This window comes from Streptomyces sp. NPDC058773 (assembly GCF_042746015.1).
Classification (GTDB): domain Bacteria; phylum Actinomycetota; class Actinomycetes; order Streptomycetales; family Streptomycetaceae; genus Streptomyces.
This window is the reverse complement of the sequence record NZ_JBHYPE010000002.1, coordinates 54706-73225: the sequence shown is the minus strand read 5'-3', so window position 1 is coordinate 73225 and position 18520 is coordinate 54706. Positions and strand designations below refer to the sequence as shown.

Genomic DNA, 18520 nt, shown 5'->3' with positions numbered 1-18520 from the left:
CCTGGGCGAGCCGACAGACCTGCCGGACGCCATCCGACACATGAATCGGATGGCGACCTCCGCCAAGGCTCACGAGGCCGTTGGGAGGAAGCCGATCTGCACAAGCCCGGCGGGACCCCGGCGCGGAACGAACTGCGCCCGGCCCGGAGGCATGGGCGTGGCCTTGATAGTGCCGATGAGGGGCCCTTCTTCGGGGTCGCCGGAGAGGATGATCCCCTGGGCGCCGAGTTCTTTGAGGCGTCGGGTGACGGGTTCGAAAGTGGCGCGGGCGGCGCCTGCGGTGGAGCGGGCCACGATCACGCGCAGTCCGATGTCGCCGGCGTAGGGCAGATACTCGGCGATGGCCTCGAGCGGGTTGCCTGAGGGCAGGGCGACAAGGTCGTAGTCGTCGATGACGACGAAGACCTCAGGACCTTGCCACCAGCTACGGGCACGCATCTGTTCGGCAGTCGTGTCTTCGGTGGGCATGCGAGTGCCCAACAACGGGCCGAGCTGGGCCAGCCCCTGTTCCAGGGAACCGACGGCCGGCGCATAGTGCAGGACATGGTCCTCGGGAAGGTGCCCGAACAGGCCGCGCCGGTAGTCGCCGACCAGCAGCAGCGCTTCATGTGGCTGACGCTGGTCGGCGATGCGCTGGGCGATCAGGCGCAGAAGTGCGGACTTTCCTGATTCGCTCTCGCCGTAGATGACCAGGAGCGGGTCGGTGTCGAGATTGACGTACACAGGGGAGAGGGTGGCTTCCTCGACCCCGATGGCACAGCCGAGCTCAAGCGTTTCGCTGGCCTTGGGCAGGTCGTCCGCAGATATCCGGTCGGGAAGCATCCGCACGGGCGGGCACACCGCCCCGGACCAGTGAGCCTCGACCTGCGCCACGAGCTGCTCGCTGCCCCTTGCCGGGCCCTCCACGGGGCCGGTGTCGGAGTTGTCGAGGTGGGGTAAGGCGCTGACGAAGTGGAGTCCTCCTGCTGCGAGGCCGTGGCCAGGGCGGTTGATGGGGATGTTACGGGCGCGTTTGCGGTCGTGTGCGGAATCGAGCGGGTCCGCCAGACGCAGTTCCAGGCGAGCGCCGAACTGGTCGGTGAGTGCGGGCCGCATCTCGTTGTACCGGGTAGCCACGACGACGAGGTGGACACCGTAGGCGAGACCGCGCAGGGCCAGAGCTTCTATGTCGGGGAGCAGGTTCTCCCACTCACGTTTGAACGCGGCCCAGCCGTCGATGACCAGGAAGACATCGCCCCACAGATGGTCGTCGTAATGGCCATCCGTGCGGCGCGCGCGGTACGTCTGCATGGAGTCGATGTGGTGGGCGTGGAAGAACTCCTCCCGCTCACGAAGGATGCCCATCACCTCGGCAACGCTCCGCCGCACCTTGCCGGCCTCCAGCCGTGACGCGACGCCTCCGACGTGGGGAAGTCCGGCGAGGGAGAACAGGCTGCCGCCGCCGTAGTCCACGCAGTAGAACTGCACTTCTCTCGGCGTGTGCGTCAACGCGAGCGACAGTATGAGTGTGCGCGTGAGGGTTGATTTCCCCGAGCGGGGGCCTCCGGTGACGACGACATGACCGCCCGGACCGGAAAGGTCCTGGGTGAGGACGTCGCGACACTGTGCCAACGGCTTGTCCGCAATACCGAGCGGAATGGTGAGACTCGAAGCATGCGGGTCGGCTGCGTGCAGACCGCGTTCGGGTGTGATCGAGATGGGCGGCAGCAGCTGGCCGAGGGAAGGGGAAATCTCCAGTGGAGGCAGCCAGATCTGCCGGGCGGGTGGCCCCTGACCTGCCAGGCGAACGACGATGGCGTCCAGGACGGTCTCGGCGGGTGCGGCCGCTGCCTGCGGATTCGCCTCCTGATCCGAGGTCGGCGCGTCGAATGTGGCGCAAGCCGACTCCGCTGTGAAAAGCACGGGGGATCGCTCGACGACGCGCTGACCGGCCACTGGAGCGGCGGCGGCCTGGTGCGGGGCGGATACGTAAGCGGACTTGAATTGTGTAGCAGGTCCGGTGCCGTGCTGTAAGAGCCCGGCGCCGGGGACCGAGGGCAGATGGTAGGCGGCCGGGGTGCCGAGTGCGGCGCGGGACTCGTCAGCGGAGAAGGTGCGCATCACCAGCCGGTAGGACAGGTAGGTGTCCAGGCCGTGCAGTTGTCCCTCCTCCAGTCGCTGGGTGGCCAGCAGCAGGTGTATTCCCAGGGAACGACCGATGCGGCCGATCTGCAGGAACATCTGGAGGAAGTCGGGGCGGGCGGCCAGCAGCTCGCTGAACTCATCCAGCACGATGAGCAGGGACGGCAGAGGCTCCAGCTGAGCGCCCGCAGCCCTTGCCTTCTCGTAGTCGTGGATGTTGGCGAAATTGCCGCTGGAGTGCAGCAGTTCCTGGCGCCGTGTCAGCTCGCTGGTGACCGCATCGTGCATACGATCAACGAGTGCGAGGTCCTCTACGAGATTGGTGATCAGCGCCGCCACATGTGGCAGGTCGGCCAGGCCGGCGAATGTCGCCCCACCTTTGAAGTCCGCCAGAATGACGTTCAACGTCTCCGACGAGTGCGTGGCGGCCAGGCCCAGGACCAGTGTGCGTAGCAGCTCGGACTTACCCGAACCGGTTGCACCCACACACAGACCATGCGGCCCCATGCCGCCCTGGGAAGCCTCCTTGAGGTCCAGCGCTACGGGCGCGCCGTCTCCATCGACACCGATGGGTACGCGCAGCCGACCCTGGGGGCCGCGCGGGCGCCATGCCTGCGCCACATCCAGCGACGCTGGGGCGTCGATGCCCATCAGCTCGGCGAAGCCCAGGTCGCCCACCAGCGGATCCACATCTTCCTCGGCGTGGGTGCGCAAGGGAGCCAGCGCACGGGCCAAGGCCACCGCCTCCGTGCCCGACAGGACATCCGGAACCCCCTCGTACGCCGCGCCGGCCCCGGACTCCAGACGCAACTCGCCCGGCGAGACGGTCATCACCGCCTGACCGTAGGCGTCCCTTGCAAGGTCGCTGCCGGGCTCGACCTCGAGAACGGTCATGCCCAGGCGTTCCTCCCAACCGACGTCCGCCCCCTGCTCTTTCAACACGACCAGGTGCGGCCGGTCGAGAAGCGGCTGGACATCGCGTTGAAACTCTGGTCGCGTAGTGAGGTCTTCGGCCAGCAACTCCTCAAGAACGTCCAACGAACGGCACACCAGGAGCCCCGGCCCGGTCCCATCAGTAGCTCTGTGGTGCTGGACGTGCGGCAGCCACTTGACCCAGTCCCACTCCGGCAGTGCTCCCGGCGCGGCGACCACCGCGATCCGTAGGTCGTCAGGCGAATGCAAAGCCGCCAGCTGGCACACGATCGCCCGCACCGTCCCATAGACGGCTTCCGCATCGCCTCGGATCGACAGCCGCGGGAAGGCACGCAGCGACACAGCCAAAGGCAAGCCATCGAGCTGCCCGTAGGCGGCCAGGAATTGCCGCAGCGCATGCTCTGCCAGCGGATCCCACTCGTCGGCCGGCTCTGCCTGCGGCACGACCAGCCTGGTAGCAAGCCTCTGCGGGCCCCGCCCGATACGTACCTCAGCGAAGTCGTCATCGGCCGGCCGCCGCTCCCACAGACGGCGGCGCTGCGCAACAATGGCCCACAACTGGGCCGGCTCGGGGAAGGCATAGCATTCCGAACGCCGTTGCCTGCGCGCGGTCTCCCGCACCTCCTCCCGGGCGCGCGCAAGGTGCCTCAGATAATCCCGCCGTTCCCCATTCATGTATGTAGCCGGTCCACGCAGGGTCCGCACGATCTGGGCCAAGGCCATCGCCAGCGTGGAGACCACCATCAGGGCGCCCATCACTCTCATGAACGGGTGCGAGCCTGGAAGGAAGAAGAACGCCGCGGATCCGCCCATCCCCATCATGGGCATCAGCATCAATGCGACCGACTCGCTCCCCTTTCGGGGCAGCGTGGGCGGAGCCTTCAGCCGAAGCTCGCCCTTGGAATATTCAGGAGGCAGCGTCCGGACAGGACGCTTGACGGTAACGGTTGCCAACGGGCGCCCGGCTACTGCCCGAAACCCGAGCCGGGACGCTGCCCGTCATATGGCGGCTGGGCGCCTCCCGGTCGCGGCGGAGCCATATATGCGCCGGGAATGACAGGGGGCGCAGGCGGAACGACAGGGCGGCGGCGCCGGATCACCACCACGGCCAGAGCAGCCATGAGTCCTAGGGCCACCGCCCCCGCGGTAGCCGCTACGACGAACACCGACCGGTCGCCGCTGGAGGAGGTCCCAGGTTTGGCGGATTCCGCAGGAGCAGCTGCGGATGAAGCGGGCGACGGCGCGGGTAAGGGGCCGCTCTTCGACCCCGCTGGAATGTCCGCGGTCAGCGCACTGTAGGGACGGATGAACCCATAGCCGTAGCGCTTGTCCGGAACCTTCAGCCCGGTCGCCGAGTCGGGCAACTTCGCCGTCTTTACAAGGCGGTTGGCAACCTGACCTGCCGTGAGATCCGGGTACTTCGCACGGAGGAGAGCGGCAGCCGCTGAAACGTAGGCCGTGGCGTTGGAGGTTCCGCTCCCTCCACCGTACTGGCGGCGCGGACCCGCTCCCACAACGTCCACGGCGGGCGCTGAGAGCAGAACGTGTGGTCCGTAGTTGGACTTCTCCCAGATCTTCCCGGAGGAGTCGACGCCTCCCACCGAAATCACACCGGGATAGTTTGCGGGATAGTTCGGCGTGCCAACGCCGTCGTTCCCGGACGCGGCCACAATGACGGCATCTCTCTTCTGCGCATACCGGATGGCATCACCCATGCCGGGGACTTTGAACTCATCCCCCAGGGACAGGTTGATGACCGTAGCTCCGTGGTCCACGGCGTATCGAATCGCTTGCGACACCGGAGCATCCCCTTTACCCGTGCCGACACCCAAGCCGTCGTCCGTGTTGACGCGTAATGAAAGAATCTTTGCGGCAGGGGCCAATCCCATGATGCCTGCTCTGCCACCTGGCCCATGGCCATGGCCGGCAATCAGCGACGCCATGGCGGTGCCATGTGCATCCTCCGTCTCACGGTCGGCACGGCCACCGCCCTTGAGGAAGTCCTTGCCGGGCAGCACATTGCCTACAAGATCAGGATGAGTCCCGTCGACGCCGGAGTCGACGAGGGCAACGGTCACCCCTTGCCCTGTGGACACTTTCCGAATTGCATCCACATCGAACGACGCCACAGCCCACTGCCGATCGCGAATGGAATCGGCGGCTGCGGGAGGCGCCAACTGCACGACAGCGGCCCCCCACAGCAGTGCCGCCCCACCCGCCGACCTGACCCACCGCTTGTACGTCACGCCCTGCCGCTTCCTTCCGGAGTGTCCGGCCCCGCCTCACGCTCCTGCTGCACCGGAGCCTCAGCGTTACCGTGCTCCTCAGAGGATGGCACTCCGATGACTCCAGGTACCACGTCGCGTTGCGGAACCCAGGTCTCCTCATCCTCGACCAAGTAGTCCGGTCGCGATGAACCTCGCCGCTCCCGGCCCTCACGGCCCGAACGCCCACCAGGCGGCACACCCATTGCACCCCGGCCCGGCGAAGGCGATGCCGGGCCACTGTTGAGGCTGCCGCCACGACTGCGATGCAGATCCGAGCCGCCCTGGGCGCCCTTCCCCGGCGCGCTTGGCTTAGCTGGCTCTCCGACGACACCACCGGGACGCCGCGCCGACCCACCCTTGCGCCCACTCGTACCCCCAGAGCCGGACGCACCGGGGCCACCCGTGCCACCGACCGGCGGCCGCCCTCCCGGGCCTGTCCGGTCAGGGGCACCCGGTACAGCAGACCTTCCCGAACCTGCGCGACCACCCCCAGGAGGCATGCCCGGGACCGGCGAGCGGGGGCGTGCCAGCTTGCCGCCGAGCGGACCACGCCCGCCACCAAGCGGCAGACCTCCAGGAGTCACGCCTGGCTCGCCAGGACCCGAACCGAAGTCACCAGGGGCTCCTCCGACTACCGGCCCGTCAGAACCTACGCGCGGCGGGCCGACAGGCGTAGGCATCCCGCCACGCACGCCATCCAGCGAAGTACCAGCACGCGGTGCCTTTGGCGCAGAGGGATGCGCCCCAGGCGTGGCAGAACCGCCCTCGCCGGGCGCACCGTTCGTCCTCACGGTGCGCGGCGACGTCACCCCGCCCGACGCAGACGTACCGCTGATCGCCTTCCTGCCCGCCGAACTCGAGCCGCCCTTCCGCGGACTCATAACACCGGTGCCCATGGACCCCGCGACCGCAGGCGGTGGCACGTTCCTGTCCGGTGGAGCGATCGGCTTCCACCGCTCGCGATGGGGCTTACCCGCCAAGTCCTGCGCCTTGGCATTGTACGAGGCCCCGAGCTTTTCCATATGACTGGCAGCCTGCAAGGCGATCTCCCGTCCGCGGGAGAGGGTGTCTGCATGCTTTGCGAGAGCATCCTTTGTGCTCATGCCCTTGGCGACGTCCTTGTTGAGGCCCTCGTCGCTCCGCTGCCCGGCATCCGCCAGCCAATCCGCACCATCCTTGATCTTCGAACCAACGGCACGGAGAATTCCACTAGCCCCCTTCTCCTCGCCTACAGTGTCCTGCAAGGCCATAACAGCGGTCTTGACCTCGCGAAGATCGCTAGCAGCCGACCTCAGAGCATGGGAAGTATTCTTCGCATAAAGCGCGCCATGCTTAAGGCTCGTACTCAAGATCTTTGCCCGCGCGGCAAAAGCGTCGGCCGCCGCGCCGCGCCAGTGCTCCAAAACATCCGACACAGCCTTGTCCAGCATATCTCGCACGCTACCATCGGGCGCATCGCCAGCCATCTGGTCATGGACATACATCCAGTGGTCGGCGATCTCTTCGACCTTTCCCGGCTGCGCGTCCTGCACCATGCCCTTCAGCTTTTCGAGCGTATGGCTCGAAAAATCTGTGTGGTGCCCGCCCCCACGGCTACTCATTCTCGTCCTCCCCCGTTCTCTCGCCCCACGTGCACGACGCAACTGACGTCTCTACTTCTCAGCGCATCGACGCACGGACTTCTTGCTCACGACTGTCGTAGCCACTCAGCACCACTGAGGACTTCTGACTCACTTCAGCGATCATGCTCTTCAGCTCGGCGACCATCTCGGCAATCTCCTGCTTCATCTTGCCGTGCGCACCTCTCAGCGCAGCCTCCTCGCCGAATTCCCGCCCGAGGTAGCCCTCCGGCAGCTCTGTCTTGTACTCCGCAGCCGCCCCGACCCCATCCATCGTGTCTACCAGCGAGTTGAGCCGCGTGATCACCTGTTGCAGCGCACTCAGATCGACTCGATATTCGTCAGCCACTCGAAATCCCCCGGTCCTCACCAAACACTCGGCACCCATGCCAGAGCTAAACCATGTAACCCCTTGCCAGGAACGCACGTCAACCATGTCCGTTCCAACCCTGAAACGCATCACATTCTGGCCTGATATCGATATACATCTGGCTGCTTTGCGCCCGCTCACTCCGGCGAGACTCGAGACTCTCCTTGGCAACGGTCAATTTTCGAGCTGAGGCCGGGGAATGCCCTCAACAGCAGGCCGAGCTCTGCCTCAACCTGACCGTGGGGCACGGGCCCCGGTTCGATCGCAGCCCGAGGCGCCACGCGATCAGGAGGAGGAACACCTGCCCTTGGCCGGTCCGAGACAGTGCCACCGCCGGACTCAGTGGGTACTTCCCATCTTGGGCGCACCAGCCGGGACGTTGAGAGGCTCCTTGCACCTCATGGTGGAGTGAGCGTGCTCGGCGACCTGGGAGGCGAGGTAGGCGAGATCCTCGCGGCGTTTGCCGTTGTTCTCGACGGCTTCTCCGGCAGCGTGTGCCACGACGGCAACGTAGGTCGTGACGGCTGTGCCGTCATCCTTCTTGGGCTGGTTCCGGGGCAGAGTGCACGGCACATGTATGGCGGCGTCCTTCTCATAAGACACAGCTCGGTCGCCGGCATCGAAGGTCATTTTGGGGCCGGTTGCGCCGGGAATTTGCGATCTCGTGAATCGTTCCCAGTCTGCGGTCGAGCCTCGCTCCAGATTTGCAGTGACTCGAAGGACCTGGGTACGACCTGCCGATACGGTGCAGTTCTCAAGGAGGGAACCATCGCGTGCGTAATCCACCCATGAGGAAGTTATGGCTGGTGTGCGTGGGAGATTCCGGGTGACGGGGCCTACGTCGTCGGATACCACCGTGCCCCCGCAGATGTCGGCCACATCGTCGATCGCGTTCGAGCTAAGCAGCGTGCGGTCGACTGCCAAGGTGCCGCCGACGCCCACGACAAGGGCGGCAAGCACCGTCACCACGTGTCGCTTCCGAGGGGCGCGCCGCACCGCGGTCTCTTGTCGAGCGGGCGCGTGGTCAGGAGCTGGAGTTGTCATTGGTGTTGCCCTTCACGGAGACGAAGCCGAGTGAGTTGCCGTCCTCGGCTCCGCGTTGTATGGCAGCCTGCATGTCTTCTCTTGACAGCCCTGAGGGATGGTCCGCGTCGGCCAGGGAAACAGCGCGCTCGGTGACTGTGCGCAGAGATTCCTGATTCTTCTCCATCTCGCCGGCAGCACTGTAGAGGGCGTCACCCTTGGGGTCGCGCACGAATCCCTGGGTGATGGAGTCGATGAGCCTGCCGCTCACATCTCCCGCCGCGGCGCCGACAAGTGCCCCCCCGATCGGTGACACGATGTGGCTGGTGCCGACGCCGACGCCGATTCCGACGATGGTCTTCGCCCAAGTGCCACTGTCAGCCAGTGCCTTGTTGAACTTCGAGTCGTTGTCCACGGCACCCTGAACAACGGCATCCTTGCGCGCGTTGTCGATGATGCTTTCGATCTGGCCGCCCCGACGAGTGACCTCTTCCAGAGTCTCTGAATTGCTCCTGTCGTTAGCGTCCGGGTGGGCGAAGTGGTAGTTGAGCACTTCGCTGGTGTACTGGGTCTGGCCGTAGTTGATGCCGGCGAACCCGTCTGGGTCCTTGCCCACCGCGTACAGGAAGCGGGTTACATCGCGCGTTCCATTCCCGTCGGGGAAAAGGAGCGGAGGATTCTTTCCTCGCGGGTAGAGCGAGTCCAGTTCACCATCGGAGGTGCCGTCGTCGCGCCCTCCGGAAAGCAGGTGATGAATGTCCGGCATGTATTCGGCCGACATCTTGCCGAGGCTACCGCCCATGCCGTCATGGATGGCGCTGCCGTCTTTGGAGACGGTGGTGATGAGCTTGCTCATCACTTCTGCCTCGTCCTTGGTGTGGGGCGCACCGGGCTCGGGCGGAGTGCCGAAGTCATGGCCGGTCGCGGCCGCCTCCAAGGCGTGCCCCAGGGAGCTGTGGCCTGCGAGACCGTTCTTGGTGTCTCCGTCCGGTGTCGAGTCGTCCGGCCAGACACGGTCCTTCATCAGGTACTCGAGATCCTTGTCGGACCCGAAGAACTCGGTAGAGGCCTTGTGGTTGTGGCCCAGCGCCTCCATGAAGCCGGTCATAGGGTCGTTTCCCCGGTCGTTGGAGCTGCCGAAGTTCAGGTCGGACTCGGTTTGGTATGTCCAGGGGTTGGGGGCACCCTTGATCGACGGATTGAAATTCCGATCCGTATCAAGAAGCTTCTTCCCATAGTCCTTCAGGAAGTTCGCGTCATAATCACCGTGCCGCATCAGGTTACTCATCACCTGGAAGCCGTACGGGTTCGCCGCGTCGCCGGAGTCAAGCCGCCGTGGCCCCAGATCGAGCATCTCGCTCTTCCAGTGCTTCATAGCGGCGCTGTCGCTGTGAGTGGCGGTTCCCAGCGTGGTGCCCAAGTTCTGCTGCAAGTGCTTGAGCAGGGCACGACGCTCCTTGTCAGGCTCGGTTGAGGGCTGGTAGGGCTTCTGCTCCGGATCGGCCACCTTGGTCCAGAAATCCAGGGCTCCCTTGGGTCCTAAGCCGACAGCGAGCCGCTCCGAGAAGCCCTTGTCGTGCTCCTTGACTTCAAGGATGCGATTGAGCTGACTGAGCTGCTTGTCGGTCAGCTTGCCCCCACTCTTGGTCAGCGCCAAGGCCTGATCGGCTTCGGCCGCGTCAAGTGAGGTGTGGACCTTGGTGTTGAACCTGAGGCTCTTCGCGCCATTCTCATCACGACGCAGCGCGTAATTCAGTCCCTCGTCGGCAACGGTCGCGCGTTTGACCACCGTAGCGATGCGGCCTCGCAGCGCCTGGATTTCCTTGTCCCGCTGCTTGAGGTACGTGTGATCAGGATCCGCATTACGTCCTGCGCTTCGAGTGGGGTCGGCGTCGACAACAGTCCCGCCCTCGGTGACCTTGAGTTTGTCGGCCGGGGCATCTTCCTCCACGATCCGTCGGAGTTGCTTCTGGATGGTGTGCAACTCCGCGTGCGCATCCTGGAGCAGTCGAGCGATGTCGCGGGCTTCTTCGGCTGCGGCCTGGTACTGCTTGCGCAGCTTGGCTAAGGCAGCCTGAGCCTTGTCAGCGGCCTCGCCCTCCCAGTCGGCCTTCAGAGAATTGGCGACGCGAGCGTCGAAGGATTCAGTAAGCCCCTGGTACTTCTTCGGAACGAGACGCCATTCGTCGGCAGCCGATTTGAGCTTATCGAGATCGGCATGCATAATGCCGGAGAAATCGACCATTTTTTCACTTGCCCCCGTCGTTGATCGACTTCATCCGGGCCTGCTCTTCCCGCTCGGTATCCTTGTACGCCGTAGTGGTGTTGTGCAGGTTTGCGCACGCATCGGAAAGCTGCCCACTGAAGTTTACGGATTCGTCCGCCCAACGCGTTCGCATGACGTCAAGCCCGCCTGCGCTCTCCCAACCCTGCAGGCCGATGACCGAGTCATCAGTCGCGTTCAGGGCAGCCAGGCCCACTTGGTCAGTGTCGGAGCGGATCTCTTCCAGGGCGCTCTCCGCCTTGGTCAGCGTGGCGATGTGCACTGACGCCTGTCCGCTCCCTGCGCCGGCATATCCATCGGCGTTGGCCGAGTTGAGCTGCATGGCGACATTCTGCTTTCGCGCAGCATCGGTTAACGTGCCATCAGCTTTGTAGCGGAAGGGATTGAGCCGACGATCCCAGTCCTCGTTGTAATTCACATGACCCCCGTATCGCCAGTGGATTCGACGCCTTGTCGAGCTAGATCACTGCGACGCGCAAGCGTAGCGGAGGGCCTCACGCTGGGGGTAGCGGCGCCGCCTTCCCCCGCCGGTTGCACACAACGCACCGTCATATACCAGCCATGCTTCAACGGTGAAGGGCAGCCAGTCGAGCAGCTGCCCAGCGGCTGCGTCTTGGGTACGGCCTCACCGCTGCATCGATCCCGAGGCGACAGGCGGGCGGGAGTCTGCCGCGCAGGCGGCGCGTGGGGGCTCGAAGCGCTTCATAGGCTGCCCTGGCCTCCGGGAAGTCTCTCGCGGCGTGCAGTCGAGTCGAGGAGATGATCACACCCAAATACCCGTCGACGGCTTCGGGCAGAGCCGCGCCTTCTCAACCCTCGCGGCAAAGTAGGTCACGCGTACAGCGCCCAGTTCGTCGAAACGGTCTGCCGCCGTTCGATAGGCCCCTGGCCAGGAACTTCACCCGACCAGAGAGAAGACAGGCTCGTCGTACAGGACCGCGTTCTCGGTGCGACCGGTTCAGACCGCCGGCCGCTCGGCGGTTGTGCACCTGACTCCTTGTGTGCCTGGTGCCCAATCAGTTCGGCCGCGCCAAGGACCTCGCTTCCGAAGCGTTACGACTTCTCGAAGTACGTCCGATCCACAGTCACGTCCTCCACCTGCCGGACGCGGGTCTCCACCCCCAGATCGGCTTGGTGCCGTCCCGAGTGGCCTCGTCGCGTGCCTGCTGAGTAAAGGAGCTCGTCGTGATCAGCAGCCCCTTGTCCCCACGCCCGGCCATTGCGCCCCGGAAGTCGCGTACCTCCGGAGCCGGCCTTCCTCTGGCAGATTCACCATCGTCTACTGGAAACGACTCGTCCGCTGATCTCTGTAGTCACGCCTGGCGCGCCAGCGGATCGCAAAATGAAACGGACAACAAAAGCCTGATGTCGTCAGGATGCAGGCCCGCTCTCCGAAGGAGCTCTTCCACGTCACCAGGGTTACGGGAGAGAATCCGTTCAGAAGCGGTGACGCGGCGCCCTCCGGTCGGAGATGGAGGGTGTACCACGATCGGTGCGGCTATGAAGCAAGGATGTAGGCAGGCTGGTCTGTTCGCACCTCGGAGTAGACTAATAAAAGAGACCCCCTCACGGTTCGTGAGGGGCCTCCGACTTATTTGGATATGTCAACGGGCCTTCTGGTATGCCTCACGGATTTCGGCCGAACCGCGCGCAGCTGGCATACCTCTCGGCCTGCCGTACCATCGTCGTGGAGTGCACCTCCCTGACCGACGAACCGATCCACGCTGCGTCAACGGGCGAGCCTGCTCTTGACGATCTGCTGGCAGCCGCAAGTCGGGAGGCTGTGTCCAAGCTGAATCAGGCCTGCTTGGGACGTCGATACTGGCTTCACCAGGGATCCGCAATGCGTCCGTCCGGTTCGAGGCCGTAGCGGAGGAGGTGCTGCCAGCGAGGGTCGTTAGTGCGGCGACGACGCGCAAAATGGCTTAGGGCGAGACTGTGACCGGCGGCAGTGCTCTGGAAGATGGCCCGTTCGGCACCTACTCGGTCGCCGGACTGCTCACGCAGGTCTGCCAGACCCCAGAACCCCAGAGACAAGCCAGCCTCTGCACATGCCTGGTAGAGCCCCTCGGCTCGTGAGAAATCTCCGGCACGCTCGAATGTGCGGGCGAGATCCTGGACAGTGAAGTCGTCGCCGTCCTTGGCGAGTGCCCGCAGGGCATAGCGAGCAGCTTCATCCCAGTCCTCAGCAGCCTCTTTCATGCGGGTCATGCTGCTCAGCGCTCCGGGGTACTGCGCATCGGCGCATGCCCGGTAAAGCTGCTCCGCTTTCGTAAGATCCCCTGCCTCCTCCAGCCGCATGGCCTGGACGTCCCAGCCTTCGGGACTATCACCCACCCGGGCGTCAATGATCTCGTTGAGGCGCTCGGCCTCAGCCCGGTCCTGTTTGAATGCGATCTCCAGCAACGTGTAAGTGTCGCTGACGTCGACCAACTCCTGGTAGAGAGCGGTGGCCTTGGTCTCGTCCCCAGCCTTGCGCCACGCGTCGGCCAGATTGAGCATCGTGCTGTGGTCGCCCAAGCGGGCAGCCCTGCGAGCATATGGCTCGGCCCCGTGCCAGTCGCCCACTTTCATGCGCATCCCTGATAGCAAGCCCCAGCCGAAGTGGTCATCGGTGCCTGCCTCGACGCGAGCCAGGCACACACGCTCGGCGTCGGCCGGTTGCCCAGCCTCCTCAAGCAACATGGCGAGCACCAAGGAACTGTTTTCCGGCAGAGTGCTGACGGACTGGGCCGCGGCTTGGAAGAAGGACAGCGCCTCATCAGTTGCACCAGCCTCTTTACGCAACTGACCCAGACGGATCTGGGCGCGGGCGTCACCGGCGTCGGCCGCTGTCCGGAAGAGGGGGAGTGCTTCGCCGCTCGCCCCGACGCTGTTGTAGAGCTCCCCCAGAGCAATCAGCGCACTCATCTCGTTGGCGTCGGCCGCGGCCTGGTAGAGAAGCGCAGCGTGTCGAAGAAGCCACCGGTCCTGGGCCGCGTTGGCAAGGACCATCAAGTCTCCGGGAGAGGCGGCGTATTGGGCCGCTGCGGTCCAGAACTCCGCCGGAGGGACGGTGTAGCGTCGGGATTCGCGGGCGTGTTCTTCGAGGTAGTCGGCGAGGCGGAACTGCGGCTGGAGGGTAGCCGCATCACGGGTGCGGGGACGGATGCGAGTCAGTGGACCGCGGGCACCGCGCAGAGGTTCCGTGGTGTAGGCCAGGGCACGCTCCAGCCAGTCCTCCTGGAGCAGGTCCCACTGCTGATCGGTGAGATAGCCCTCGACGGCAGCTTGCAACATCGCGTAGGGGAGGGTGAGTCCGTGACCGAGGCGGCGGGCGTCCATGGCAGCTTCGATGAGGGCGCGCGCCGGTTCGGGGGCTGTGTGATAGCGGTCCAGAAGGGCTGGGGCACCAGCGAGGTGCTGGGTGATCTGTCCCTGTTCCGCATGTTCGGCGGCATGGGCCAGTCGGGGGTCACGATGGGCCGACGCCCGCAGTTCATGCAGATCGATTCCAGTGAACGTTGAGGGCACCGTGATGCTCTGGCCGCTGAGTAGTGCGCGGGCCTTGGTATGCGGATTAGGGGCGCCAGGCCGAGGAGCGGTGGTGAGGGTGTCCCAATCCTCTGGCCAGATGGTCCCCAGAATCAGCACTGGGGCCCGGTCCGGGTCGTGAAGCAACGTATGCAAGCCCGCGGCGGCGCGTTCCCCCATATCGCTGCCGGGCGTCAGGAGGAATTGCTGGATCTCATCGAGCCATATCACGGTTCGTGGCCCCATGACCGCAAGCTCCGTGAGGGCGGCCTCGGGGCCGCCCGGAGCAATGGGGTGCCACAACCGCCAGCCATCAGGCAGCGCGCTGATAGCTTCCCAAGCAGCGCGACTCTTGCCCGTGGAGGACCCCCCGACCAGTACTTTCAGCTGGCTGCTCCCATCCGTGGCCTGCCTTACCGTCTCGCGCAGTGCCTCGTCGTGGGCACGCTGGACGTAGACGGGAAGCACCGGTAGCTGTGCGCCGGGATCCAGCGAGGCGGCTTCCATCGCCCGGTGTACTCCCAGCGCAAACGGATCGACGTCACTGACCGGACGCCCTATGGGCTGGGCCATCCGGGCTTTGACCCACAGCTCGCGCACCCGGGCGACCAGATCGGCTTCGTCCCAAGCAGCACGCCGAGCCAACACCGTGGCGATGGTGGTGGCGTCTGCCTGCTTGGCTGGAAGGTCAGGTGACCGGAGGCAGCGGGCTATGGTGTCCCGGCTCGGCGTTCCCGTCACTCTGTGGTCCTGAGCATCGGCTTCGACGATGTCCGCGACGATCTCGTCCAACTGAGGGTGATCCGCCGCGAGATACGCCTCGTACAGCAAGTGCTTCAGGTCTCGCAGCGGCCCCGGCGCCACCCGCGGAAGCTGCACTACCCGCTGGCTCCGGCCACGCTTCTCATCGCGACTCATCGCAGCATCATCCCCCGCCTGTCCGATAGCGCGGTCCTGACCAGTCAGATCCCGCTGCAATGTTGCTCCGCCGCTGAAGCCCGTCGCATTTGAAATTGTCGATGCGGAGGGGCGCCAACGTGGAGTCCGAGCCGGCCGGCTGCCAACCGATGACTGTTGTCCGTGGAGGATCCATGCCCCGCATCAAACTCACCCGCCGCGAGCTATTGGCCCTGGCTCGAAGCGCCCTCGGCGGATTCATCGCTGGAGTCACCCGAGCCTTGCTGGATGGCTTCGTCGGCCTGTGAGCCACCCGACATGCTGCGCCTCCTCCTTCGGATAGGCCGACTCCGGAGGAGGATCGCGACCGATCACTACACTCATCGATCCCGCCGTGATCTGTGCTCTCAGGCTGCCCCCTCCTCAGGCTCAGGCAAGAAGGCGGCCCGACCACTGTTATGAGGCCGGAGATGCCGCCGCGAAGACCTGAGGGGTAAGAACAACGCCGCCGCACCAGCTTCCCAGTCCACCTGGCGCTCGGATCCGCTCAGACGCCCCATGCGCCGACCAGCTATGGCTTGCGACTTCTATCCTGGGCTCGGATCTACGGTTACGGCAGCCGCAGCTCACCCCGCATCACCGACATGTGCGTAAGGCCCAAGCCCCCTCGGACACTCACAGCAACGCCCGCCCCGGCCGCTCGGCCGGGGCGGGCGTCGTTCGTTTCCGGTCGGGCCACGGTGCCCCGGGCCGCTCCCCCCTCGTCCGCCCCGGTCGCGTCCCCTGCCGACTTGAGACCCCGGCCCGGCCGGTGTTCTCTTGCCGGGTGAGACGCAGATCGCCGGTTCCGCCCGCCCCGCTCCCCCAGCGTGACGGGATCGATCCCGTACGGGTGCGGCTGCCCGCCGATCCGGACGGGGTGTGGGGCACCGTGCGGGACCATCTGGTCGACCGGTTCCAGGGGGCGATCGGGGCCGGGCGGGTGGACGCCATGCTGGGGGCGGGGCGGTTCGTCGGGGCGGACGGGGTGCTGAGCGGCGACGAGCCGTACGGTGCCGGGCGGTATGTGTGGTTCCACCGGGACTTCGCGCCGGAGGTGCGGGTGCCGTTCGAGGTGGGGATCGTGTACCGGGACGAGCGGATCGTGATCGCCGACAAACCGCACTTCCTCGCCACCACACCGCGTGGGCGGCACATCACCGAGACCGCGCTGGCCCGGCTGCGGCGGGATCTCGGACTGCCCGCGCTGCAGCCCGCGCACCGGCTCGACCGGCTGACGGCGGGGCTGGCGCTGTTCATCGTACGGCCCGAGGACCGGGGCGCGTACCAGGGCCTTTTCAGCGAACGGCGGGTGCGCAAGGAGTACGAGGCGGTGGCGCCGTACGACGGGGCGGTGGCGCTGCCGGTGACCGTGCGCAGCCGGATCGTGAAGGAGCGCGGGGTGATCGCCGCGCGCGAGGAGGCCGGGGCGGTCAACGCGGAGAGCCGGATCGAGCTGGTGGAGCGGCGGGGCGGGCTCGGGCGGTACCGGCTGCTGCCCACGACCGGCCGTACCCATCAGCTGCGGGTCCATATGAACGGCCTCGGGCTGCCGATCCGGCACGATCCGGTCTATCCGGTCGTCCGGGACCCGGCGCCGGACGACTTCACCGCGCCGCTGCAACTGCTGGCGAAGGTCCTGGAGTTCACCGATCCGGTGGACGGACGGTCCCGGCGGTTCGAGAGCGGGCTGCGGCTCGCGGAGTGGGCTCAGGGCGTACCTCCCCGGTCTCCGTGAGTCCGAAAAGCGCGCCCCGGGAGCCGATCGCCCGATTGTGAGACCTGGCTGCCGGGCGGCCCTTATGCTGACCGCTCTGACGGGGTTCACGGGCGGCGGCGGGGGCGGCGGTGCGGGTGCGGAGCGAGGCCGGGCGGGGCCCGGCGGCACGGAGCGGCGCGGGCCACGGGGCGCCGGCGGGCCGGCCCGGCCGGCGGGGGTAGTGCGGTGGCCGGGGCACTGTCCGATCCGTCCCGCTCGTGCGCCGTCCTGATCGGCACCCATACGTACACCGAGCTGGACGACATCCCGGCGGTGGCGAACAACCTCAGCCGGCTGCGGGAGCTGTGCCGTGACCCGGCGGTGTGGGGGCTGGCGGACGAGCGGTGCCGGGTGCTGCCGCAGGCGTCGCGGGAGGCGATCCTGGGGGCGGTGGAGGAGGCGGCCTCCGAGGCGACGGACACGGTGGTGGTGTATTACGCCGGTCACGGTCTGGTCGATCCGCATTCGGGAGAACTGCATCTCGCGCTGTCCTCGTCGCGTTCGGGACCGTCGTACACGGCGCTGCGGTACGAGGAACTGCGGCAGGTCCTGCTGCATCCGTCGGACGGGCGGTCCGCGGCCCGGCGGACCGTGGTGATGCTGGACTGCTGCTGGAGCGGTCTGGCGCTGGACGGCCTGATGCGGGGACCGGACGTCGCGCCCGCGGTCGCCGTCGAGGGCGCGTGTGTGCTCACCGCCACCGCCGCGACCCGGCAGGCGCTGGCTCCGCCGGGCGAGACGTACACCGCGTTCACCGGGGAGCTGATCCGGCTCGTCGAGTCCGGGGTGGCGGGGCGGCCGGCGCTGCTGAGCATGTCGGCGCTGTTCCAGGAGCTGACGGCGGCGCTGACCGCGAAGTCCCGGCCACTGCCCCAGCAGAGCACCCGGCAGACCGCCGGGGAGATCTGTCTGTTCCGCAACCGGGCCGGGGTGCCGGAGGCGAGGCCGGCGGAGGCGAGGCCGGCGGAGGCGGACGGTGCGCCACGGGTTGCGGCGCTCGCGACGGCCGGGAGGGCCGGGCCGCCGGGCGGCGGCCCGGTGTCCCCCGTCCTCTCGCAACCGCTGGACGGCCGGCCGGAGCTGGTCCCGGTGGCGCTCACGGAGACGCTGACGGTGCGGCTGGGCCGCTATCCCGTGACTCATGCGCAGTTCGGCGCCTTCCTGCGCGATCCGGAGAACGCGCGCTGGCTCCCGGCGGCGGCGCGGGCCGCGGGCACGGAGGTGGACGCCAACTACCTGGCGGGCTGGTGCGGTGCGGACTTCCCGGCGGGGCGTGCGGATCACCCGGTGGTCGCGGTGAGCTTTCCCGCGGCGCGGGCGTACGCGGCCTGGGCCGGAGGCCGGCTGGGCGTACCGCTGCGGCTGCCGACCGCGGCGGAGTGGGCGCTGGCGGCGCGGGCCGGGCGGAGCGGGGAGTGGTGGCGCGAGGACATCGCGGCGGGCCGGGTCAACTTCCGGGGCACCCATGGCGAGTTGGCTCCGGTCGGGGAATTCCCACCGAACCCGTACAACATCGGCGATCTGCTCGGTAACGTCTGGGACATCTGCGTGGACGACACAGGGGCGCCGGTGCTGCGCGGCGGTGCCTATGACACTCCCGCGGCCCGGCTGCGGGAGCAACTGTCGCCACGGTCACCGGTCGAGTGCCGCGGGAACGTCGGATTCCGGTGTGCCGGCGACATGTGACGACGAGAG

10 protein-coding genes and 1 pseudogene are annotated in these 18520 nt (G+C 66.6%); 3 read left to right on the top strand and 8 right to left on the bottom strand.

Translation table 11 applies throughout. The features are described from left to right. Positions 1-69: 69 nt before the first annotated feature. Positions 70-4008, bottom strand: a complete 3939-nt coding sequence (gene eccCa, locus ACFW5B_RS02260; protein ID WP_386431890.1) for a type VII secretion protein EccCa — start codon at positions 4006-4008, stop codon at positions 70-72. A gap of 11 nt (positions 4009-4019) precedes the next feature. Further along, positions 4020-5300 carry a type VII secretion-associated serine protease mycosin gene (mycP, locus tag ACFW5B_RS02255; RefSeq protein WP_386431887.1) on the bottom strand — a complete coding sequence of 427 codons (1281 nt, stop codon included), beginning with the start codon at positions 5298-5300 and terminating at the stop codon, positions 4020-4022. A 771-nt stretch (positions 5301-6071) separates the two neighbouring features. Here mycP and ACFW5B_RS02250 point away from each other — a divergent pair. Continuing rightward, positions 6072-6347 carry a hypothetical protein gene (locus ACFW5B_RS02250; protein WP_386431884.1) on the top strand — a complete coding sequence of 92 codons (276 nt, stop codon included), beginning with the start codon at positions 6072-6074 and terminating at the stop codon, positions 6345-6347. Positions 6348-6980: 633 nt separating this feature from the next. Here ACFW5B_RS02250 and ACFW5B_RS02245 read toward each other — a convergent pair. The 6 genes and pseudogenes from ACFW5B_RS02245 to ACFW5B_RS02220 all read right to left on the bottom strand — a co-directional run bounded on the left by ACFW5B_RS02245 (position 6981) and on the right by ACFW5B_RS02220 (position 15048). Further along, positions 6981-7289, bottom strand: a complete 309-nt coding sequence (locus ACFW5B_RS02245) for a hypothetical protein (protein ID WP_386431881.1) — start codon at positions 7287-7289, stop codon at positions 6981-6983. A gap of 360 nt (positions 7290-7649) precedes the next feature. Further along, positions 7650-8279, bottom strand: coding sequence for a hypothetical protein (locus tag ACFW5B_RS02240; protein WP_386431878.1), 630 nt, complete (start codon positions 8277-8279; stop codon positions 7650-7652). Positions 8280-8334: 55 nt separating this feature from the next. Further along, positions 8335-10578: a hypothetical protein gene (locus tag ACFW5B_RS02235; RefSeq protein ID WP_386431875.1), complete on the bottom strand. Its 2244-nt coding sequence runs from the start codon at positions 10576-10578 to the stop codon at positions 8335-8337. A 4-nt stretch (positions 10579-10582) separates the two neighbouring features. After that, positions 10583-11035 (bottom strand): hypothetical protein, encoded by a 453-nt coding sequence (locus ACFW5B_RS02230; protein ID WP_386431872.1) that lies wholly within the window; start codon positions 11033-11035, stop codon positions 10583-10585. A 667-nt stretch (positions 11036-11702) separates the two neighbouring features. Then, positions 11703-11855 (bottom strand): annotated as a pseudogene (locus ACFW5B_RS02225) (restriction endonuclease); the annotation flags it as partial. 589 nt (positions 11856-12444) lie between these two features. Beyond that, positions 12445-15048 (bottom strand): tetratricopeptide repeat protein, encoded by a 2604-nt coding sequence (locus tag ACFW5B_RS02220; protein WP_386431869.1) that lies wholly within the window; start codon positions 15046-15048, stop codon positions 12445-12447. 805 nt (positions 15049-15853) lie between these two features. Between ACFW5B_RS02220 and ACFW5B_RS02215 the strand changes: the two genes are divergently transcribed. Together ACFW5B_RS02215 and ACFW5B_RS02210 are read left to right on the top strand one after the other, a co-directional pair. Further along, complete coding sequence (locus ACFW5B_RS02215; RefSeq protein ID WP_386431865.1) at positions 15854-16804, top strand: pseudouridine synthase; 951 nt, start codon at positions 15854-15856, stop codon at positions 16802-16804. Positions 16805-17011: 207 nt separating this feature from the next. Continuing rightward, entirely contained in the window at positions 17012-18511 is a 1500-nt protein-coding gene (locus ACFW5B_RS02210; protein WP_386431862.1) for an SUMF1/EgtB/PvdO family nonheme iron enzyme, read from the top strand. Positions 18512-18520 lie beyond the last annotated feature (9 nt).